Source organism: Pseudomonas sp. KBS0710, from assembly GCF_005938045.2.
GTDB lineage: Bacteria > Pseudomonadota > Gammaproteobacteria > Pseudomonadales > Pseudomonadaceae > Aquipseudomonas.
Genome location: NZ_VCCF02000001.1, coordinates 2181868 through 2198309, shown reverse-complemented (window position 1 = coordinate 2198309; position 16442 = coordinate 2181868). Strand labels below are relative to the sequence as shown.

The following is a 16442-nucleotide window of genomic DNA, read 5'->3' as shown; positions in this document are numbered from 1 at the left end:
ACAACAATGATCGGAAGTTGAACATCACAACCTCAGCAACTTATCGCGGTGCGAGAATAAAGCGCTCGATCGCTTCGGCTGCGCCGTCCTCGACATTGCTGCCGGTGACCACACTGGCTTGGCGCTTGACGGTTTCTTCCGCCTGCCCCATCGCAATCGACAAACCCGCCACGGCAAACATCGCCGGGTCATTGCCGCCGTCGCCGATAGCCGCCGTTTGCTCCATCGGCACGCCGAGGTGCGCAGCCAGGGTTTTCAGTGCTTCGCCCTTGTTGGCGAGCATGGCGGTGACGTCCAGGTACACCGGCTGCGAGCGTGATACCTGCGCCAAACCCTGCACCTTGGGCTGCAACTGCGCTTCCAGCTCGATCAACAACTGCGTGTTGTTGCTGGCAGCGACAATCTTGTCGACCCGGTCCAGGTACGGCTCAAAACTCTCCACCACCACTGGCCCATAGCCCAAGCCATCGGCTTCGCGCTGCACCATTGGCCCAGGCGGGTCGCGGCGCAGCCAATCGCCGTCGGCGAATACCCAGACTTCCACGTCCGGCTCGGCCGAAAACAGCGCCAGGGTCACCAGCGCCGCCTCCGCCGGCAGGTGATGGGCAACCAGGATGCTGCCATCCGGGTTGATCAACGTGCCACCGTTAAAACCCGCCACCGGTACATCAATACCGAAGGTCTCGATGAGGTGCAGCATGGCCTTGGGCGGGCGCCCGCTGGCCAGGCTGAAAAACACCCCGGCGTCACGCAACGCCCGAACGGTGTCGGCAGTGCGCTGGCTAAGGCTGTGGTCAGGATGCAACAAGGTCCCGTCTACATCACTGAGCACCAACTGGATGGGATGAATCGCTGCATCACTCATCCGAGGCTATGCCAAGTGCGACCATCACGGGCCAGCAACTCATCGGCCGCTGCCGGGCCATCTTCACCGGCCTTGTAGGCCTGGATCGCGTCGTCTTGCTTCCACGCATCCAGGAACGGCTGCACCGCACGCCAGCCATTTTCGATGTTGTCGGCGCGCTGGAACAAGGTCTGGTCACCGGTCATGCAGTCGTAGATCAGGGTTTCATACCCGGTCGACGGCTGCATTTCGAAGAAGTCCTTGTAGTCGAAACCCAATTCGATATTGGCCATTTCCAGGGCCGGCCCGGGCTTTTTGGCCAACAGGTCGAACCACATGCCTTCGTTTGGCTGGATCTGGATTTTAAGGTAGGTGGGCTTGAGTTCATCAACGTCCGTGTCGCGGAACTGCGCATACGGCGCGTGCTTGAAGCAGATCACGATTTCGGTGTCGCGAATGCTCATGCGCTTGCCGGTACGCAGGTAGAACGGCACACCAACCCAACGCCAGTTGTCGATCATTACCTTGAGGGCGACAAAGGTCTCGGTGCTGCTGTCAGGCGCAACGTTGGCTTCTTCACGATAACCGGGCAGCGACTTGCCGCCGATTTCGCCGGCGCTGTACTGGCCGCGTACCGAGTTGGCGCGCGCATCTTCCAATGACCACGGGCGGATCGCACCCACCACCTTGGCCTTTTCACCGCGCACTGCATCGGCGCCAAATGCCGCTGGTGGTTCCATGGCTACCATCGCCAGCAGCTGGAACAGGTGGTTAGGCACCATGTCGCGCAAGGTGCCGGTTTTCTCGAAGAAATTACCCCGGGTCTCGACACCAACGGTTTCCGCCGCCGTGATTTGCACATGGTCGATGTAGTGGTTGTTCCAGAACGCTTCGAACAGCACGTTGGAGAAACGGCTGATCAGGATGTTCTGCACCGTCTCCTTGCCCAGGTAATGGTCGATGCGATAGATCTGCTTCTCGCTCATCACCTTGAGCAGGCACGCGTTGAGTGCTTCGGCGGTGGCAAGGTCCGAACCGAACGGTTTCTCGATCACCACACGACGGAAACCGTCATCGGTTTCGTTAAGCAAACCGGCACTGCCTAGGCGCTGCGCCACTTCACCGAAGAAGCGCGGTGCCGTGGCCAGGTAGAACACGGCATTACCGGTGCCGCTGTCGGCGATCTTCTTGCCGATGTCGGCGTAGGTGCTGTCGTCGAGGAAGTCGCCCTCGACGTAGCTGATGCCTTTGGCCAACTGCGCCCACAGCTCGGGGTCCAGGGCGTTTTCGGCATTGCCCCGGACTTTGCTGGCGGCCTCGGTGCGAATGAAGTCCTCAAGCTTCTTGGCAAAATCGGCGTCGCTGATGGCGTTGTGGTCAACGCCGACAATGCGCAGCCCGTCGCCCAGCAGCCCGTCGCGACTCAGGTTGTACAGCGCCGGCATGAGCAGGCGCTTGACCAGGTCGCCATGGGCGCCAAACAGAAACAAGGTAGTGGGTGGAGCGGGTTCGGCCTTGGGTTTCTTGCCGTTAGCGGTCATTTTTTGGAAGTCTCCACGTGGCCACCAAAGCCGAAGCGCATGGCAGACAGCATTTTGTCACCGTAGGTGCTCTGCTGACGGGAACGGAAGCGGGCGAACAATGAAGTGGACAGCACCGGTACCGGCACGGCTTGCTCCATGGCGGCCTCGATGGTCCAGCGGCCTTCACCACTGTCGGCCACGGAGCCGGAGTAACCGTCGAGTTTCGGGTCGGTGGCCAGTGCGTCGGCGGTCAGGTCCAGCAACCAGGAGGACACCACGCTGCCACGGCGCCAGACTTCAGCAATGTCGGCAACGTTGAGGTCGAAGCGCTCATGCTCTGGCAGGCTTTCCGAATTTTTGGTCTTGAGGATATCGAAGCCTTCCGCGAAGGCCTGCATCATGCCGTACTCGATGCCGTTGTGGATCATCTTCACAAAGTGCCCGGAACCGGCCGGGCCTGCGTGGATGTAACCGTGTTCGGCGCGGCTGTCAGCAGAAGCCGAACGGTCCTTGGTGCGTGGGATGCTGCCCAGGCCCGGTGCCAGGCTGGCGAAGATCGGGTCGAGGCGCTGCACGGTCTCGACGTCACCGCCGATCATCATGCAATAGCCGCGCTCCAGGCCCCAGACGCCGCCGGAGGTGCCGACGTCGACGTAATGCAGGCCCTTTTCCGACAAGGCCTTGGCGCGACGGATGTCATCTTTGTACATGGTGTTGCCGCCGTCGATGATCACGTCACCGTCTTCGAGCAACTCACTGAGCGTATTGATGGTGTCTTCGGTGGGCGCGCCTGCCGGCAACATCACCCATACAGCGCGCGGCTTTTGCAGGCCGGCTACCAGGGCCTTGAGGTCGGCGACGCCGGTGGCGCCCTCCTCGCTCAAGGCTTTGACGAATGCTTCGTTACGGTCGTATACAACGGTGGTATGCCCATTGAGCATCAGGCGCCGCGCAATGTTACCGCCCATGCGGCCTAGTCCGATAATCCCCAGTTGCATGTGCTGATGCTCCTAACTGCTAAATAAATGTGTGACATAGTTTATAGCGCAATGAGGCTAATGAGGGTTAGTCCAGAGCGGATCCGTGTAGTTTCATGACAAAAAAATGCCATCGTTTCAGCATCACCGCCGTAAAAGTCACAGCGACCACCAAAAATAAAAAAGTTCCATTGCCCCCAAAAAGAATTCAGAATTGCTTTCGACTGTTGCCGAGAACCTCGATTGACGCGTTCCGGCACCGCGATCTACCGGCTATTTGCGAGGTAAGCAATGAGCACAGCACAGATGACCCGACCGCCACAGACCCTCTACGTCAGCGTCCGTCGCGATGAATTGCGCCAATTAAAAGAAGAGCGCGATCAACTGCAGCAGGAAGTCCTGCGCTTGCGCGCACACCTTCAAGCACAGGTCAACCTGGCATCCGGCGCCCAGCCTGCACTTTGCTGAACACAGGCTGAACAAAGCCTTTAGAAATAACTCACGAAGTTTTCACATCCTCCTCCCGATACTCCCGCCGAATAGGGCCACGCACACGCGGCGGCCCACTGTCGCGTGCATTCCTGCGCAGCGACTGAGCAATTATCGGGTTGGAGTACTGGATGGCGATGTTCAAACGCAGCACCAAGTCTGCGAAAGGCTTTGATTGGGCCGGTCTTGGCTGGTTGTTCCTGTTTTTCTGGTATTTCTCGGGTATTACCCAACTTCTGATCCAACTGACCGGTACCTCCGGTTTCAGTGGTTTTCGCCAAGCCTTCTTCCTGAGCGCGTTCTGGCTCGCGCCGATGCTGCTGTTCCCAAAGCGTACGCGCTTGCTCGCGGGCTTGATCGGCGTGGTGCTGTGGGCCTGCTCGATGGCCAGCCTGGGTTATTTCTTCATCTACCAGCAGGAATTTTCACAAAGCGTCATCTTCATTATGTTCGAGTCGAACATCTCTGAAGCGGGCGAATACGCGACTCAGTACTTCGCTTGGTGGATCGTGCTGGCGTTTATCGCCCATACCGCCGTGGCTGTGTTCCTGTGGACTCGCCTGCGTCCGGTTTACCTGCCGCGTGGCCAGGCGCTATTGGCAGCCACCGCGATTGTGCTGGCCGTGGTCGGTTACCCGCTGGTCAAGCAGATCGCGACCAACCCGACCATGGAACTGGCCATCGACGGCTTCGAAAGCCGCGTCGAACCTGCCGTGCCATGGCAGATGATCGTTGCCTACCGCCGCTACACCGAACAGCTCAACAGCATGCAGGGCATGCTCACCAGCGCCAGCAAGATCCCGCCCTTGAAGAACCTCAAGGACACCATGGCTGACCAGCCGTCGACCCTGGTGCTGGTGATCGGCGAGTCCACCAACCGTCAGCGCATGAGCCTCTACGGCTACCCGCGCAATACCACGCCGGAACTGGACAAGCTGCGCGACCAGTTGGCGGTATTCGACAACGTCATCACACCGCGCCCCTACACCATCGAAGCGCTGCAGCAGGTGCTGACGTTTGCCGACGAAGAGAACCCGGACCTGTACTTGAAGACGCCGTCGATCGTCAGCGTGATGAAACAGGCGGGCTACAAGACCTACTGGATCACCAACCAGCAGACCATGACCAAGCGCAACACCATGCTCACCACTTTTTCCGAGCAGGCTGACGAGCAGGTGTACCTCAACAACAACCGCAACCAGAACGCCCGCCAATACGACGGCGACGTGCTGGCGCCGTTCGCCAAGGCATTGGCAGACCCTGCCGAGCGCAAGTTCATCGTGGTGCACCTGTTGGGCACGCACATGAGCTACCAGTACCGCTACCCGCCGACCTTCGACAAGTTCACCGATCGCCAGGGCGTACCCGCCGGTGTCAGCGACGATCAGTTGCCGACCTACAACAGCTACGACAACGCGGTGCTGTACAACGACTTCGTGGTGTCGAGCCTGATCAAGGATTACGCCAAGACCGACCCCAACGGCTTTCTGCTGTATCTCTCGGACCACGGCGAAGACGTGTTCGACTCGGCCGGCCACAGCACCTTGGGCCGTAACGAAGGCAAGCCGACGGCGCCGATGTACACCATCCCGTTCATGGCCTACGCCTCGCCGAAGTGGCGTGAAACCCATGACTGGAGCTTTGCCAGCGACTTGCAGCGGCCTTACAGCAGCTCGCAGTTGATCCACACCTGGGCCGACATGGCCGGGTTGAGCTTCGATGAGTGGGACCGCAGCAAGAGCCTGGTGAACGACAGCTTCAAGCCACGCCCGCTGCTGATTGGTGACCCTTACATCGGGCAGAAAAAGGGCCTGATTGATTTCAGCCTGATCAAACCAAAGAAGCCGGACGCCTCTGAAGTGGTTGCTAAATAGCGTGAGCCTTGTAACAGAAAGATAACAATCATTCTCGTTTAAGCCTAAAGTTCCGCGCGCCCTTTCGTCTTTGAGCCAAGGCCTTCTCTTACTGAGAAGGCCGCAAAGACGACAAGGAGTCTGCCGCGATGTTCGCGCCTTTTACCCGTTCCATGACCTTCACCCTTGGCCTGTTCAGCGTCACGCTGAGCCCGGATCTGCTGGCTGAAACCGATCCCGAGCACGCCCCGCAACGCGCCCTTGAGCTGGGTGCCACCAGCATCACCGCCGAAGGCCTGGGCGCGACCACCGAACACACCGGCGCCTACACCACCGGCTCGATGAACACGGCCACCAAGCTGAACATGACCATCAAGGAAACCCCGCAATCGGTTTCGGTGATTACCCGCCAGCAGATGGATGACTTCAACCTCAATACGCTGACTGACGTGCTGCGTCAGACCACAGGCATAACGGTGCAGCACCTGGACTCGGATCGGGTCGGTTACTCTTCCCGCGGCTATTCGATCAGCAACTATCAGGTCGACGGCATGCTCAGCACCTACGGGCGCATGAAGCCGGACGCCGACACCATCATCTACGACCGCATCGAGGTGGTGCGCGGTGCCACCGGGCTGACCACCGGCGCGGGCGACCCGTCGGCCACGGTCAACATGATCCGCAAGCGCCCGACCGCCGACTGGCAAGCCAAGACCGGCGTCAGCGGCGCCAGCCATGACAATTACTACAGCTACGTTGATGTGGGCGGGCCCCTGGCGTTTGATGGGCGACTGCGCGGGCGCACGGTGCTGGCCTATCGCGACAGCCAGTCCTATCGCGACAATTACGCCATGCAGCGGGAGGTCGGCTACGGCATCCTCGAAGGCGACCTGACCGACGACACTGTGGTCGCTGTAGGCTTGGACTATCAGAACAAGCATGTGCAAGGCACCTCGTGGGGCACCCTGCCCTACTGGAACAGCGATGGCAGCAAGGCGCGGCTGTCACGCTCGGCCAACATGGCTGCCGACTGGAGTTCCTGGCCGCTCAAAGACAAGACCACCTTCGCCTCTGTCGAGCACAAGCTGTCCGCTGACTGGCGCCTCAAGGCGGCCTATACGCATCGCCAGAGTGACACTGATGGCAAGGTGTACTACGGCGGCGCCGGCTACCCCAACCCGGATGGCAGCGGCATGAACGCCTGGACCAACCAGATGGTCGGCACATCGAAAATGGACGTGGTGGATTTCAACCTTGCCGGGGCCTATTCATTGTTTGGCCGTGAGCACGAGCTTATGGCGGGGTACGGCGAATCCGAGCAGCGCGACTCATCACCGTTCCAGCGCTACAGCACCCCCGACGGCTATGAAGACATCAAAGACTGGCAGCACATGGGCGATATCCCCAAGTTCCCCGACCGCACTACCGGCCTCAAAGGCGAACACAGCAGCAAAAAACAGAAAGCCGGTTACCTGGCGACGCGCCTGAGCCTAACCGACAAACTGCACGCGGTTCTCGGTGGCCGCTATGGCAGTTGGGAAATCGAAAGCGTCTCGCCGCAGTACAACGACAATAACCAGCTGACCCAATCGACCAAAACCCGCCAGACCCACAACGATATGTGGACGCCGTATGCGGGGCTGCTCTACGACATCACCCCCGAGTACACCGTGTATGCCAGCTACACGGATATCTTCAACCCTCAGGATGAGCGCGATTCCAGCAAGAAGTACCTGGAGCCGGTGGTAGGCAGCAACTACGAAGTCGGGCTCAAGGGCAGCCTGCTCAATGAGCGCCTGAACCTGGCCACCGCGTACTTTTGGAGCACCCAGGACAACGTCGCCGAACTCGATAACAGCGCCCCGCCGGATCCGGTCACGCGCGAGCAGTTTTACAAGTCCGGCGGCAAAGGCAACAAGGTCCAGGGCTTTGAGGTGGAGGCATCGGGTGAGGTCATGCCGGACTGGAACCTCACGGCCGGCTACACCTACACCCACTCGGTCAATGGTGATAAACAGCGCAACAACACTGATCAGCCACTCAACCTGTTGAAACTATCCACGGCGTATCGCCTGCCTGGCCAATGGCGCGGGTTGACGGTGGGTGGCGCGGTGAACTGGCAAAGCGATTTCTACAAGTTTGCCCCACGCCCTACCGGTGGCAGGGACAGCAACGGCCGCCTGATCACCGAAAGCACCAGGATTACGCAGCAGGCGTACACGGTGGTCAACCTGATGTCGCGCTACCAATTCGACGAGCATGTTTCTGCGTCAGTTAACGTCAATAATCTATTTGATAAAAAATATTACGAACGCGTCGGTTTTTATAATGGCGTGTATTGGGGAGACCCGCGCTCCATCACGCTGGCAGTGGATTGGCGGTTATAAATCGCACCCCCGAAGTTAACAAAAACGTTAACTTCGGGGCAGTTCCATGTTAATTCCCACTTAATAAGACAGCCCCATAGTCGCTCCATGAATCGGATCACGGAGCGATCAGACACCACTCACTCTTAATGGGAATACTGCCATGAAACTTTCGACCTTGATGCTTGCCAGCCTGATGAGCCTGACCTCCGTTGCCGCCTTCGCAGAGGGCGGTTCAGAGCGCTCGAAGGAGTTTTACAATAACTTCGCCTTCGACCAGCAGCAAATGCACGGCACCACGGATAAAACCGCACTGGCCGACGGCAAGAATGTAAAGACCGAACAGTCCAGTGCCGAGCAACAACCTAACAGCTGATTTAATCTTTAGTTAATCCGTATGCCCCTGTGCCAACCCGCTCCTTTGGCAAAGGTTAATTTGGCGCCATTGAATGGCGCCTTTTTTATGCTGTTTATATTAAGCGCAGCGATTAAAGCGGCTTACTCCAAAACAGCATGCGGCCATGGGCGGGATCAAAGATCGAATCATCAAAACCGAACTTGCGATAGGCCGCTTGCGCCACGTCATTGCCTTCGAGCACTTCCAGAGTGATCTTGCAGCAACCGCGCTGACGGGCAATCTCCTCGACCTTGAGCAGCATTTTCTGGCTCAGCCCCAGGCCGCGAAACTGATTCATCACCACCACATCATGTACGTTGATCAGCGGGCGGCAGGCAAACGTCGAGAACCCTTCAAAACAATTGACCAAACCCGCCGGCTCCCCGCCGACAAACGCCAGTACGCTGAAAGCGTGGGGGCGCTTGGCCAGTTCGGCTGGCAGTTGCTGCAGCAGATCGGCTGGCAGCGTGTGACCGCCACCCATCGGGTCCTCGGCGTAATGGTTGAGCACCAGGCCAATGGCTTCGGCATGCACGGAGTTGGTGTAGCTGGCTTGCAGCACCAGGATGTCTGGGGTGTCCATTTCCTTCCTCAATCACGGCAACAAGGGAATCGGTTCCCTTCGAAGGGACGATTGTAAGCGGGGAGCCAGGCGCAGATGAAGGAGATTAACTACAAATACCTGACGGAAATGACGAAGGTTGTGCCCCCCAACAAGCACCACCGACCTGGGATTTGTCCTAGGCGCCGAACCGTTGCAGTTGCATCTCTTGCAAACGGCTCAGGGTGCGCCGGAACGCGAATTCCAGATAACCCTCGGTATAAAGGCTTGCCAACGGCACCTGGGCCTCGATAAACAATGGCACCTTGCGGTCGTAGCACTCATCCACCAGTGCGATGAAGCGCCGCACACTGTCATCATGTACCGACAATTCAGGCAATTCTCGATCACCGGCAACCACGCGCTGGGCCGCATCTTCGGTGCCACGGGCAATCCGGGCCGGGCGTTTTTGAGCACTGAGGTTGGGCACTTCACCCAGCAGGATTGCCTTGTAGCGGTCGCACAGCAGCATGAAGTCCATCGCCGCCAAGGGTTGCTCGCACAGCTCTGCGTACCGACACCAGAGCACCGTGTCGCTGAACTGCACCGCGACTATCGAACGAAACCCGACACTGACCGCCCCGCTGCTGACCGCCTGCCCGTCACTTAACGGCTCGAACACGGCAGCAAGTGCATCGGGTTGATTCACCCAATAGCGCTGCAGCCCCACACCTGGATGCAAACGGTGATCTTCACCACCGTCCACTGCCACCACATGCATATGCTGCTTGAGCGCCTCAATACCCGGCAGGAATCGTTCGCGGTTGAAGCCGCCCGCGTACAGATCGTCGGGCGGTTGGTTGGAGGTGCAAACCATGACCACGCCCTCCTCGAACATCACCTGGAACAGGCGGCCGAGGATGATCGCGTCACCAATGTCGTTGACGAACAGTTCGTCGAAACACAACACGCGCACGTCCTGGCTGAGTTCGCGCGCCAACGCCTGCAAGGGGTCCTGGATGCCACTGAGCTGGAAAGAGCGCTGGTGCACCCAGCCCATGAAGTGATGAAAATGCTGGCGCCGCGCGGGAACGCGCAGGCTCTGATAGAACTGGTCCATCAGCCAGGTCTTGCCCCGCCCCACCGGCCCCCACAGGTAAACCCCGGGAATCGGCGAGCGACCCTGGTGCAAGCCCTCAAAGCAGCTTTGCAGGGCCTGTACCGCCCGGCGCTGGGCGTCGTCGGGCACAAAACCTTGCTGGTCGATGGCGTGTTGGTAGGCGGCGAGCGGCGAGTCGAAAGTCATGCGTGCCAGTATGACTTACAGCGAGATATCCAGCCTTGAAATCTTGCCCTGCTCGTTCAGGCGGAAGGTATAACGCAGCTCCAGTGGGCTACCGGGGAAATTGCCGGAGACCACATTGCTGACCAAAACCTTGCCGGTGCGATGCTGCACGTTGATCACTTCAACACGTGGCTGATAACGCCGTCCGGTGTCCTCGACCCAGCGAGCAATGGCTACCGGGCCGACCTGATGCTCGCCTTCATCGAACACGTTGGCATCGTCGGCAAAACACTGGGCAATCGCTGAGGTGTCGCCGGTATTGGTCGCGGCTATGTAGGCTGCAATGGCGGGTGCTAACGCTGGAAAAGACATGGCACAGCTCCTTTTTAGTGATTTATGGCGCCATGCTAAGCCAGAGCTGTGTCAGTTTTTGTCAGGAGTAAAGGGTCCCGCATCATTCTGTTCCATCAACTTGCGCCAGCCGCGCAGCAGGTCGCTGCGCCGGCCTGGGTAACGCTCACCGTGGGCGTCTGCTGCGGCCACCCGATCGGTGCGAAACGTACGATAAGCGCCGCGCAACTCGCACCAGGCTACGATCACACGGACCTCATTGAGAAACCCCAATGCCAGCGGCCAGATCAGCCGCTGGCTCTGGGTTTGGCTGGCGTCGGCGTAATCGATATGCAACTTGGCCTGGTTGCGAATAGCCTCCCGGAACACATTCAGCGGCACGCGATTTTCCGGGTAGCCAAAGCCGGGTGGCCCCGGCAGCAGCGTGGGGTTACGCAAGGCTTCCTGCGCAGCCGGGTCCAACACGTCGGCGATTTTCGCCAGGGCATTGGCGGCCGCACGGCTGAGCACGTCATCGCCACGCTGGTCCACATAACGCAAGCCCAGCACGATGGCTTCAGTTTCCTCGGCGTTGAGCATCAATGGAGGCAAAAACAACCCGCTGCGCAACACATAGCCCACCCCGGCCTCACCAAAAATCGGCGCGCCGAGGGCCGTCAGCTCGGCGATATCGCGATACAGCGTGCGCTCGGACACCTCCAACTGCGCAGCGAGTACGGCTGCTGTCACCGGCCGTTTTTTGCCCCGCAGGGCCTGCAACAAGGTGAGTAAACGAGTGGTACGCGACACGTTGGCCCTGCCGAAAAAAGAAAAGTGCCGCAGCTTAGCAGAGCGCCCTGTCAGAAAACGTCAGCAGTAAAAAAGACCCTTGACCGAATAAATTACCAAGATCATATTAAATACATGTTTATAGACATGTATAAATCACACATCCCCCTCAGGAGTCTTTGTATGCGCAATAAAGTCTTTGGCCGCCGCAGCGGTCTGCAGGTATCCGAATTGGCCTTGGGCACCGGCAATTTCGGCACGGGCTGGGGGCATGGCGCCGAGCGCGATGAAGCCAAACAGATATTCGACGGCTACCTCGAAGCAGGCGGCAATTTCCTCGATACCGCCAACGGTTACCAGTTCGGCCAGGCCGAAAAGCTGCTGGGGGAATTTATCGCCGCCGAGCGCCACAACCTGGTGGTTGCCACCAAGTACAGCCTGCGCACTCAACCGTCCGATGAAGGCACGATCAAGCTCGGCAACAACCGCAAGAACATGGTGCGGGCGGTCGAAGAAAGCCTCAAACGCCTGAACACCGATCACATCGACCTGCTCTGGGCGCATATGAGCGACAACGTCACGCCGATGGAAGAAATCCTGCGCGGCTTCGATGACCTGGTGCGCGCCGGCAAGATCCACTATGCCGGTCTGTCGAACTTCCCGGCCTGGCGTATCGCCCGCGCCGACCTGTTGGCAGAAGTGCGCAACTTTGCGCCGATCATTGGCGTACAGGTGGAATACAGCCTGGTCGAACGCAGCGCCGAACGTGAAGTGCTGCCGATGGCCGAGGCCTTGGGCCTGGCCGCCACGCTGTGGTCGCCGTTGGGCGGTGGCTTCCTCACCGGCAAATACCGTGAAAGCCTGGACGACAATCGCGCCAATAAACTGGGCATGCTGATCCATTCCGAACAAAGCGCGCGCGAAACGGCCGTGCTCGATACCTTGCTGGCGGTTGCCAGTGAGTTGGAGGCAAGCCCAACCCACGTCGCCATTGCCTGGCTACGGGAAAAGGCCCGGCGTTCGACCACCGCGCTGATCCCGATCCTCGGCTCACGCACCCGTGCGCAACTGGATGCCACGTTAGGCGCGCTCAAGGTGCAGTTGTCGAGCGAGCAAGTGACCCGCCTGGACAGCGCCGGCGCGATTCCACTGGGCGTTCCCCACGGGATTATCTCGGAGCGCTTCGCGCTCGACCACGGCGCAGACACACCGCGACCACCGGTTATTTGAGACGAAAAAAAACGGCCTGAACAGGCCGTTTTTTTATGCGCCCAACTTATGCAAGGCTCTTGCTGACCACCTCGAACACATCGCTCGACAGCTCGCCGGAGGCGCGAATACGCTCCAGCTCCGCCTTCATCAGCGCCTGACGCGCGCTGTCGTATTTACGCCAGCGGGTCAACGGCGCCAACTGGCGCGAAGCGATCTGCGGGTTGAAGCCATTGAGCTGGATCACCAGGTCCGCCAGGAAGCGATAACCCGAGCCGTCCGCCGCATGGAAGTTGATCAGGTTCTGCCCGGCAAATGCGCCGACCAGTGCGCGCACTTTGTTCGGGTTCTTGATATTGAACGCCGAGTGCTCCATCAGCGCCTTGACCCGCGCCAACCCGCCCGGCAACGTGCTGCCTGCCTGCACGCTGAACCACTGGTCCATTACCAACGGGTTGTCCTTGAAGTTTTCGGCAAACACCGCCAACGCCTGGGCTTTTTCCGCCTCGAACGGCGAGTTCACCAACACCGCCAATGCCGTCAGGCGCTCGGTCATGTTGTCGCTGGTGTCGAACTGATCCAGGGTGGCGGCCAACACTTCAGGCTTGCCGCTGAGCATCAGGTACGACAGCGCGATGTTCTGCAAGGCGCGCCGGGCAAAGTGCTCGGCCGCCGCCACATAAGGCGTCTGCTTGGACAGCTCGCGATTGGCCTGGTAACGCAGCCACAGCGCTTCGAACAGGTGGTCGGCCAGTTGCTTACGGGCATACTCACGCGCCGCGTGGATGGCATCCACATCCGCGACTTCGCTGATTTCCGTCAGGTAGGCTTCGCTTGGCAACGAGAGCATTTCGGCGACCATGGCCTGGTCCAGGCTTTCATCGCTCAAGACGCTGCGCAATGCGTCAATCAGACGCTGATCGAGCTTCAAGGCCCGGCCTTGCTGATGCTGGGCGATCAGCTCCTGCAACACCTGCACCGATAATTGCTGGCCGGCATCCCAGCGGTTGAAGCCATCGCTGTCGTGCTGCATCAGGAACATCAGTTGGTCGCGGTTGTACGGGAAGCTCAGTTTCACTGGCGCGGAGAAGCCGCGCAGCAACGAAGGCAGCGGCTTTTCTGCGATATCGACGAAGGTGAAGGTCTGCTCGGCTTGCGTCACCGAAATCACCCGCGACGTGCCGCCAGCTGCCGCTTCACCGGCCAGGCGCAAGGCGATACCTGCGCCCTGCCCGTCCAACAGACCTAATTCCACTGGAATCACAAACGGCAGTTTCTCAACCTTGTCCGGCGTTTGCGGGCAGCTCTGACGGAACGTCAGGCTGTAGGTTTTGGCGGCGGCATCAAACGACTCGCTCACCGCCAGACGCGGCGTACCGGCCTGGCTGTACCAGCGTTTGAACTGGCTGAGGTCGGCGCCGTTGGCGTCTTCCATGGCCTTGATGAAGTCATCGCAGGTCACGGCCTGGCCGTCATGGCGTTCGAAGTACAGGTCGCTGCCTTTACGGAAGCCTTCAGCGCCAAGCAAGGTGTGGATCATGCCGACCACTTCCGAGCCTTTTTCGTACACGGTCAGGGTGTAGAAGTTGGAGATCTCGATAAAGCTGTCCGGGCGCACCGCGTGGGCCATGGGGCCGGCGTCTTCGGCGAACTGGTGCGTGCGCAGGTAGGCCACATCCTGGATGCGCTTGACCGTGGCCGAGTTCATGTCGGCAGAGAAGCCCGAGTCACGGAACACGGTGAAGCCTTCCTTGAGCGACAGCTGGAACCAGTCGCGGCAGGTCACGCGGTTGCCCGACCAGTTGTGGAAGTATTCGTGGGCAACAATCGCCTCGACGCGCTGGTGCGCGGCGTCGGTGGCCGTTTCGGCGCGGGCCAGCACGGCGCTGGAGTTGAAGATATTGAGGCCCTTGTTCTCCATGGCACCCATGTTGAAGTCGTTGACCGCCACGATCATGAAGATGTCGAGGTCGTACTCGCGACCGTAGGTTTCTTCGTCCCAGCGCATGGATTTTTTCAGGCTGGTCATGGCGTGCTGGCACTTGTCGATGTTTTCCGGCTCGACGTAGATGCGCAGCGCCACTTCGCGGGTGGTCATGGTGGTGAAGGTGTCTTCAACGCACCACAAGTCACCGGCCACCAGCGCGAACAGGTAAGCGGGTTTCTTGAACGGGTCTTCCCAGGTCGCCCAGTGGCGGCCGTCTTCACCCGGGCCGCTAGCGATCGGGTTGCCGTTGGACAGCAGCACCGGGTAGCTGTGTTGCTCGGCGATCACCGTGGTGGTGAAGGTGCTCATCACGTCCGGGCGGTCGAGGTAGTAAGTGATCTTGCGGAAACCTTCGGCTTCGCACTGGGTGCAGAACATGCCGCTGGATTTGTACAGGCCTTCCAGGGCGGTGTTGGTTTCCGGGTGGATGCGCACGCTGGTGTCGACCGTGAAGGTTTCGCGGGTCGGGTGCAGGGTCAGGTGGCTGTCGGTCAACTGGTAGTCGGCCTCGGTCAGCTCCTTGTCACCCAGGTTGACCGTCAGCAGCTCCAACTGCTGGCCATCGAGCACCAGCGGCGGCAGGCCGGCACCGCGCTCGGGGTTGCGGCGCATCACCAGTTGCGCATGGACCAGGCTGTGGTCCTCGAACAACTCGAAGGTCAGGTGCGTCTCTTCGATCAGGTAGTCCGGTGCCTGATAGTCCTTCAGGTAAATCATCTTCGGTTGTTCGGTGCGCATGGATAGCATCCTTCTACTGGTGCACGGCGAGCTGGTAGGCCGTGTACTTACGAATGTTGATAACGCCGGTGTCGAAGATCAGGTATTGGCCCTTGATCCCCAGCAACGTGCCTTCGGCAATCGGGTTCTTGTCCAGGTTGAAGCTGACGATCTTGGCCGGATATTGCTCGACCGGGTAACGAATTTCGATCGGCTCGATGTCGGTCACCGGTTGGATAGCCTGCAAGCCAAAGCGTTCCTGCAACCCCAGCAAGCCGTCGGCGCAGGTGGCAAACAGCTCATCGCGTACCTGCTTGAGGTCCACCGATTGCGCATCGCCCTTGAGTAAAGCACGCCAGTTGGTCTTGTCGGCCACTTGGCTGCGAAACAGGTCTTCGACGAAACCGGACTGCTGACGGGTCGCCACGCGCATGATCGGCAGCGCCTGGCTGGCGCCCTGGTCGAGCCAGCGGGTCGGCAACTGGGTGGCGCGGGTGATGCCGACCTTGATGCCCGACGAGTTGGCCAGGTACACCACGTGGTCGGTCATGCAGAATTGTTCGCCCCAGCCCGGATCACGGCAGGTGCCGGCGTCGTAATGGCAACGCTCGGGGCTCATGATGCACAGGTCACACTGGGCCAGTTTGGTCATGCACGGGTAGCAATAACCCTGGCTGAAACTGGTCTTGGTCTTGCGGCCGCAATGGCTGCAATGAATGGCACCGAGGTATTCCAGGCGCACGTGGGTACCGATCAACGGGTTGACCGGCACCTCGGTGTCGCCCAGGCGAAACGCGTATTGAACGGTCGGCTCACCGAGTTGCGCCGACATTTTGCTGACTGCACCGCGACCAATTTCAATCAATGGATCGCATCCGACTTGAACAGGATGTTCGGCACCGGCGCCGACTTCGACGCGCATTCCTGCGGGCCCATGTAGCCGGTGCGCTGCTCTTCGGGCAGGTTCTGGATTTCCCAGGCAATCACCGCTTGCAGCGACAGCTCGCGCTGCTCGGCGGTGAGCTTGCGGCCATCGGACCACTTGCCGATTTCCACGGCCAGCTTGAGGCTCTCGTAGATGTCCGGGGTGATGTTTTCGATCATTTCAGCAAAAGAGGACATAAGGCTCTTCCTT

The 16442-nt window shown here is 59.6% G+C and carries 15 protein-coding genes; 5 read left to right on the top strand and 10 right to left on the bottom strand.

Features of this window, described 5'->3' with window-relative positions; translation table 11 throughout:
- Positions 1-40 precede the first annotated feature (40 nt).
- Genes FFI16_RS10120 through gnd form a run of 3 tightly spaced genes read right to left on the bottom strand, consistent with a single transcriptional unit; the run spans position 41 to position 3365 of the window.
- A complete protein-coding gene (locus FFI16_RS10120) occupies positions 41-865 on the bottom strand; it encodes a Cof-type HAD-IIB family hydrolase (protein ID WP_138815164.1) in 825 nt (274 codons plus the stop codon).
- Positions 862-2385: a glucose-6-phosphate dehydrogenase gene (gene zwf / locus FFI16_RS10115; RefSeq protein WP_138815163.1), complete on the bottom strand. Its 1524-nt coding sequence runs from the start codon at positions 2383-2385 to the stop codon at positions 862-864. Before zwf ends, FFI16_RS10120 begins: the two co-directional genes overlap by 4 nt.
- Positions 2382-3365, bottom strand: coding sequence for a phosphogluconate dehydrogenase (NAD(+)-dependent, decarboxylating) (gnd, locus tag FFI16_RS10110; RefSeq protein ID WP_138815162.1), 984 nt, complete (start codon positions 3363-3365; stop codon positions 2382-2384). The genes zwf and gnd overlap by 4 nt, the downstream gene beginning before the upstream one ends.
- A 270-nt stretch (positions 3366-3635) precedes the next feature.
- Between gnd and FFI16_RS30450 the strand changes: the two genes are divergently transcribed.
- The 4 genes from FFI16_RS30450 (at position 3636) to FFI16_RS10095 (ending at position 8428) form a co-directional block, all read left to right on the top strand.
- Positions 3636-3812, top strand: a complete 177-nt coding sequence (locus tag FFI16_RS30450; protein ID WP_256666243.1) for a DUF6026 family protein — start codon at positions 3636-3638, stop codon at positions 3810-3812.
- 152 nt (positions 3813-3964) lie between these two features.
- A complete protein-coding gene (locus tag FFI16_RS10105; protein ID WP_138815161.1) occupies positions 3965-5707 on the top strand; it encodes a phosphoethanolamine transferase CptA in 1743 nt (580 codons plus the stop codon).
- Between the two features lie 128 nt (positions 5708-5835).
- Entirely contained in the window at positions 5836-8073 is a 2238-nt protein-coding gene (locus tag FFI16_RS10100) for a TonB-dependent siderophore receptor (RefSeq protein ID WP_138815160.1), read from the top strand.
- A gap of 142 nt (positions 8074-8215) precedes the next feature.
- Positions 8216-8428, top strand: coding sequence for a hypothetical protein (locus tag FFI16_RS10095; RefSeq protein WP_138815159.1), 213 nt, complete (start codon positions 8216-8218; stop codon positions 8426-8428).
- A 112-nt stretch (positions 8429-8540) separates the two neighbouring features.
- On the opposite strand, the gene FFI16_RS10090 is transcribed toward FFI16_RS10095, so the two are convergent.
- The 4 genes from FFI16_RS10090 to FFI16_RS10075 form a co-directional block, all read right to left on the bottom strand.
- The gene (locus FFI16_RS10090; protein WP_138815158.1) at positions 8541-9032 is read right to left on the bottom strand and encodes a GNAT family N-acetyltransferase; all 492 of its coding nucleotides are present in this window, start codon (positions 9030-9032) and stop codon (positions 8541-8543) included.
- A 157-nt stretch (positions 9033-9189) separates the two neighbouring features.
- Entirely contained in the window at positions 9190-10296 is a 1107-nt protein-coding gene (gene zapE / locus FFI16_RS10085) for a cell division protein ZapE (protein ID WP_138815157.1), read from the bottom strand.
- 15 nt (positions 10297-10311) lie between these two features.
- Positions 10312-10647 (bottom strand): nuclear transport factor 2 family protein, encoded by a 336-nt coding sequence (locus tag FFI16_RS10080; RefSeq protein WP_138815156.1) that lies wholly within the window; start codon positions 10645-10647, stop codon positions 10312-10314.
- 51 nt (positions 10648-10698) lie between these two features.
- Complete coding sequence (locus FFI16_RS10075) at positions 10699-11415, bottom strand: YafY family protein (protein WP_138815155.1); 717 nt, start codon at positions 11413-11415, stop codon at positions 10699-10701.
- 162 nt (positions 11416-11577) lie between these two features.
- Between FFI16_RS10075 and FFI16_RS10070 the strand changes: the two genes are divergently transcribed.
- Positions 11578-12624: an aldo/keto reductase gene (locus FFI16_RS10070; RefSeq protein WP_138815154.1), complete on the top strand. Its 1047-nt coding sequence runs from the start codon at positions 11578-11580 to the stop codon at positions 12622-12624.
- A 46-nt stretch (positions 12625-12670) separates the two neighbouring features.
- On the opposite strand, the gene pepN is transcribed toward FFI16_RS10070, so the two are convergent.
- The 3 genes from pepN to FFI16_RS10055 are packed head-to-tail and all read right to left on the bottom strand — an operon-like array spanning position 12671 to position 16429.
- Complete coding sequence (gene pepN, locus FFI16_RS10065) at positions 12671-15328, bottom strand: aminopeptidase N (RefSeq protein WP_138815153.1); 2658 nt, start codon at positions 15326-15328, stop codon at positions 12671-12673.
- Between the two features lie 13 nt (positions 15329-15341).
- On the bottom strand, positions 15342-16172 hold the full coding sequence (locus FFI16_RS10060; RefSeq protein ID WP_056860307.1) for a DUF2797 domain-containing protein: 831 nt from the start codon (positions 16170-16172) through the stop codon (positions 15342-15344).
- Positions 16169-16429: a YeaC family protein gene (locus FFI16_RS10055; RefSeq protein WP_017138108.1), complete on the bottom strand. Its 261-nt coding sequence runs from the start codon at positions 16427-16429 to the stop codon at positions 16169-16171. The genes FFI16_RS10060 and FFI16_RS10055 overlap by 4 nt, the downstream gene beginning before the upstream one ends.
- Between the last annotated feature and the right edge of the window lie 13 nt (positions 16430-16442).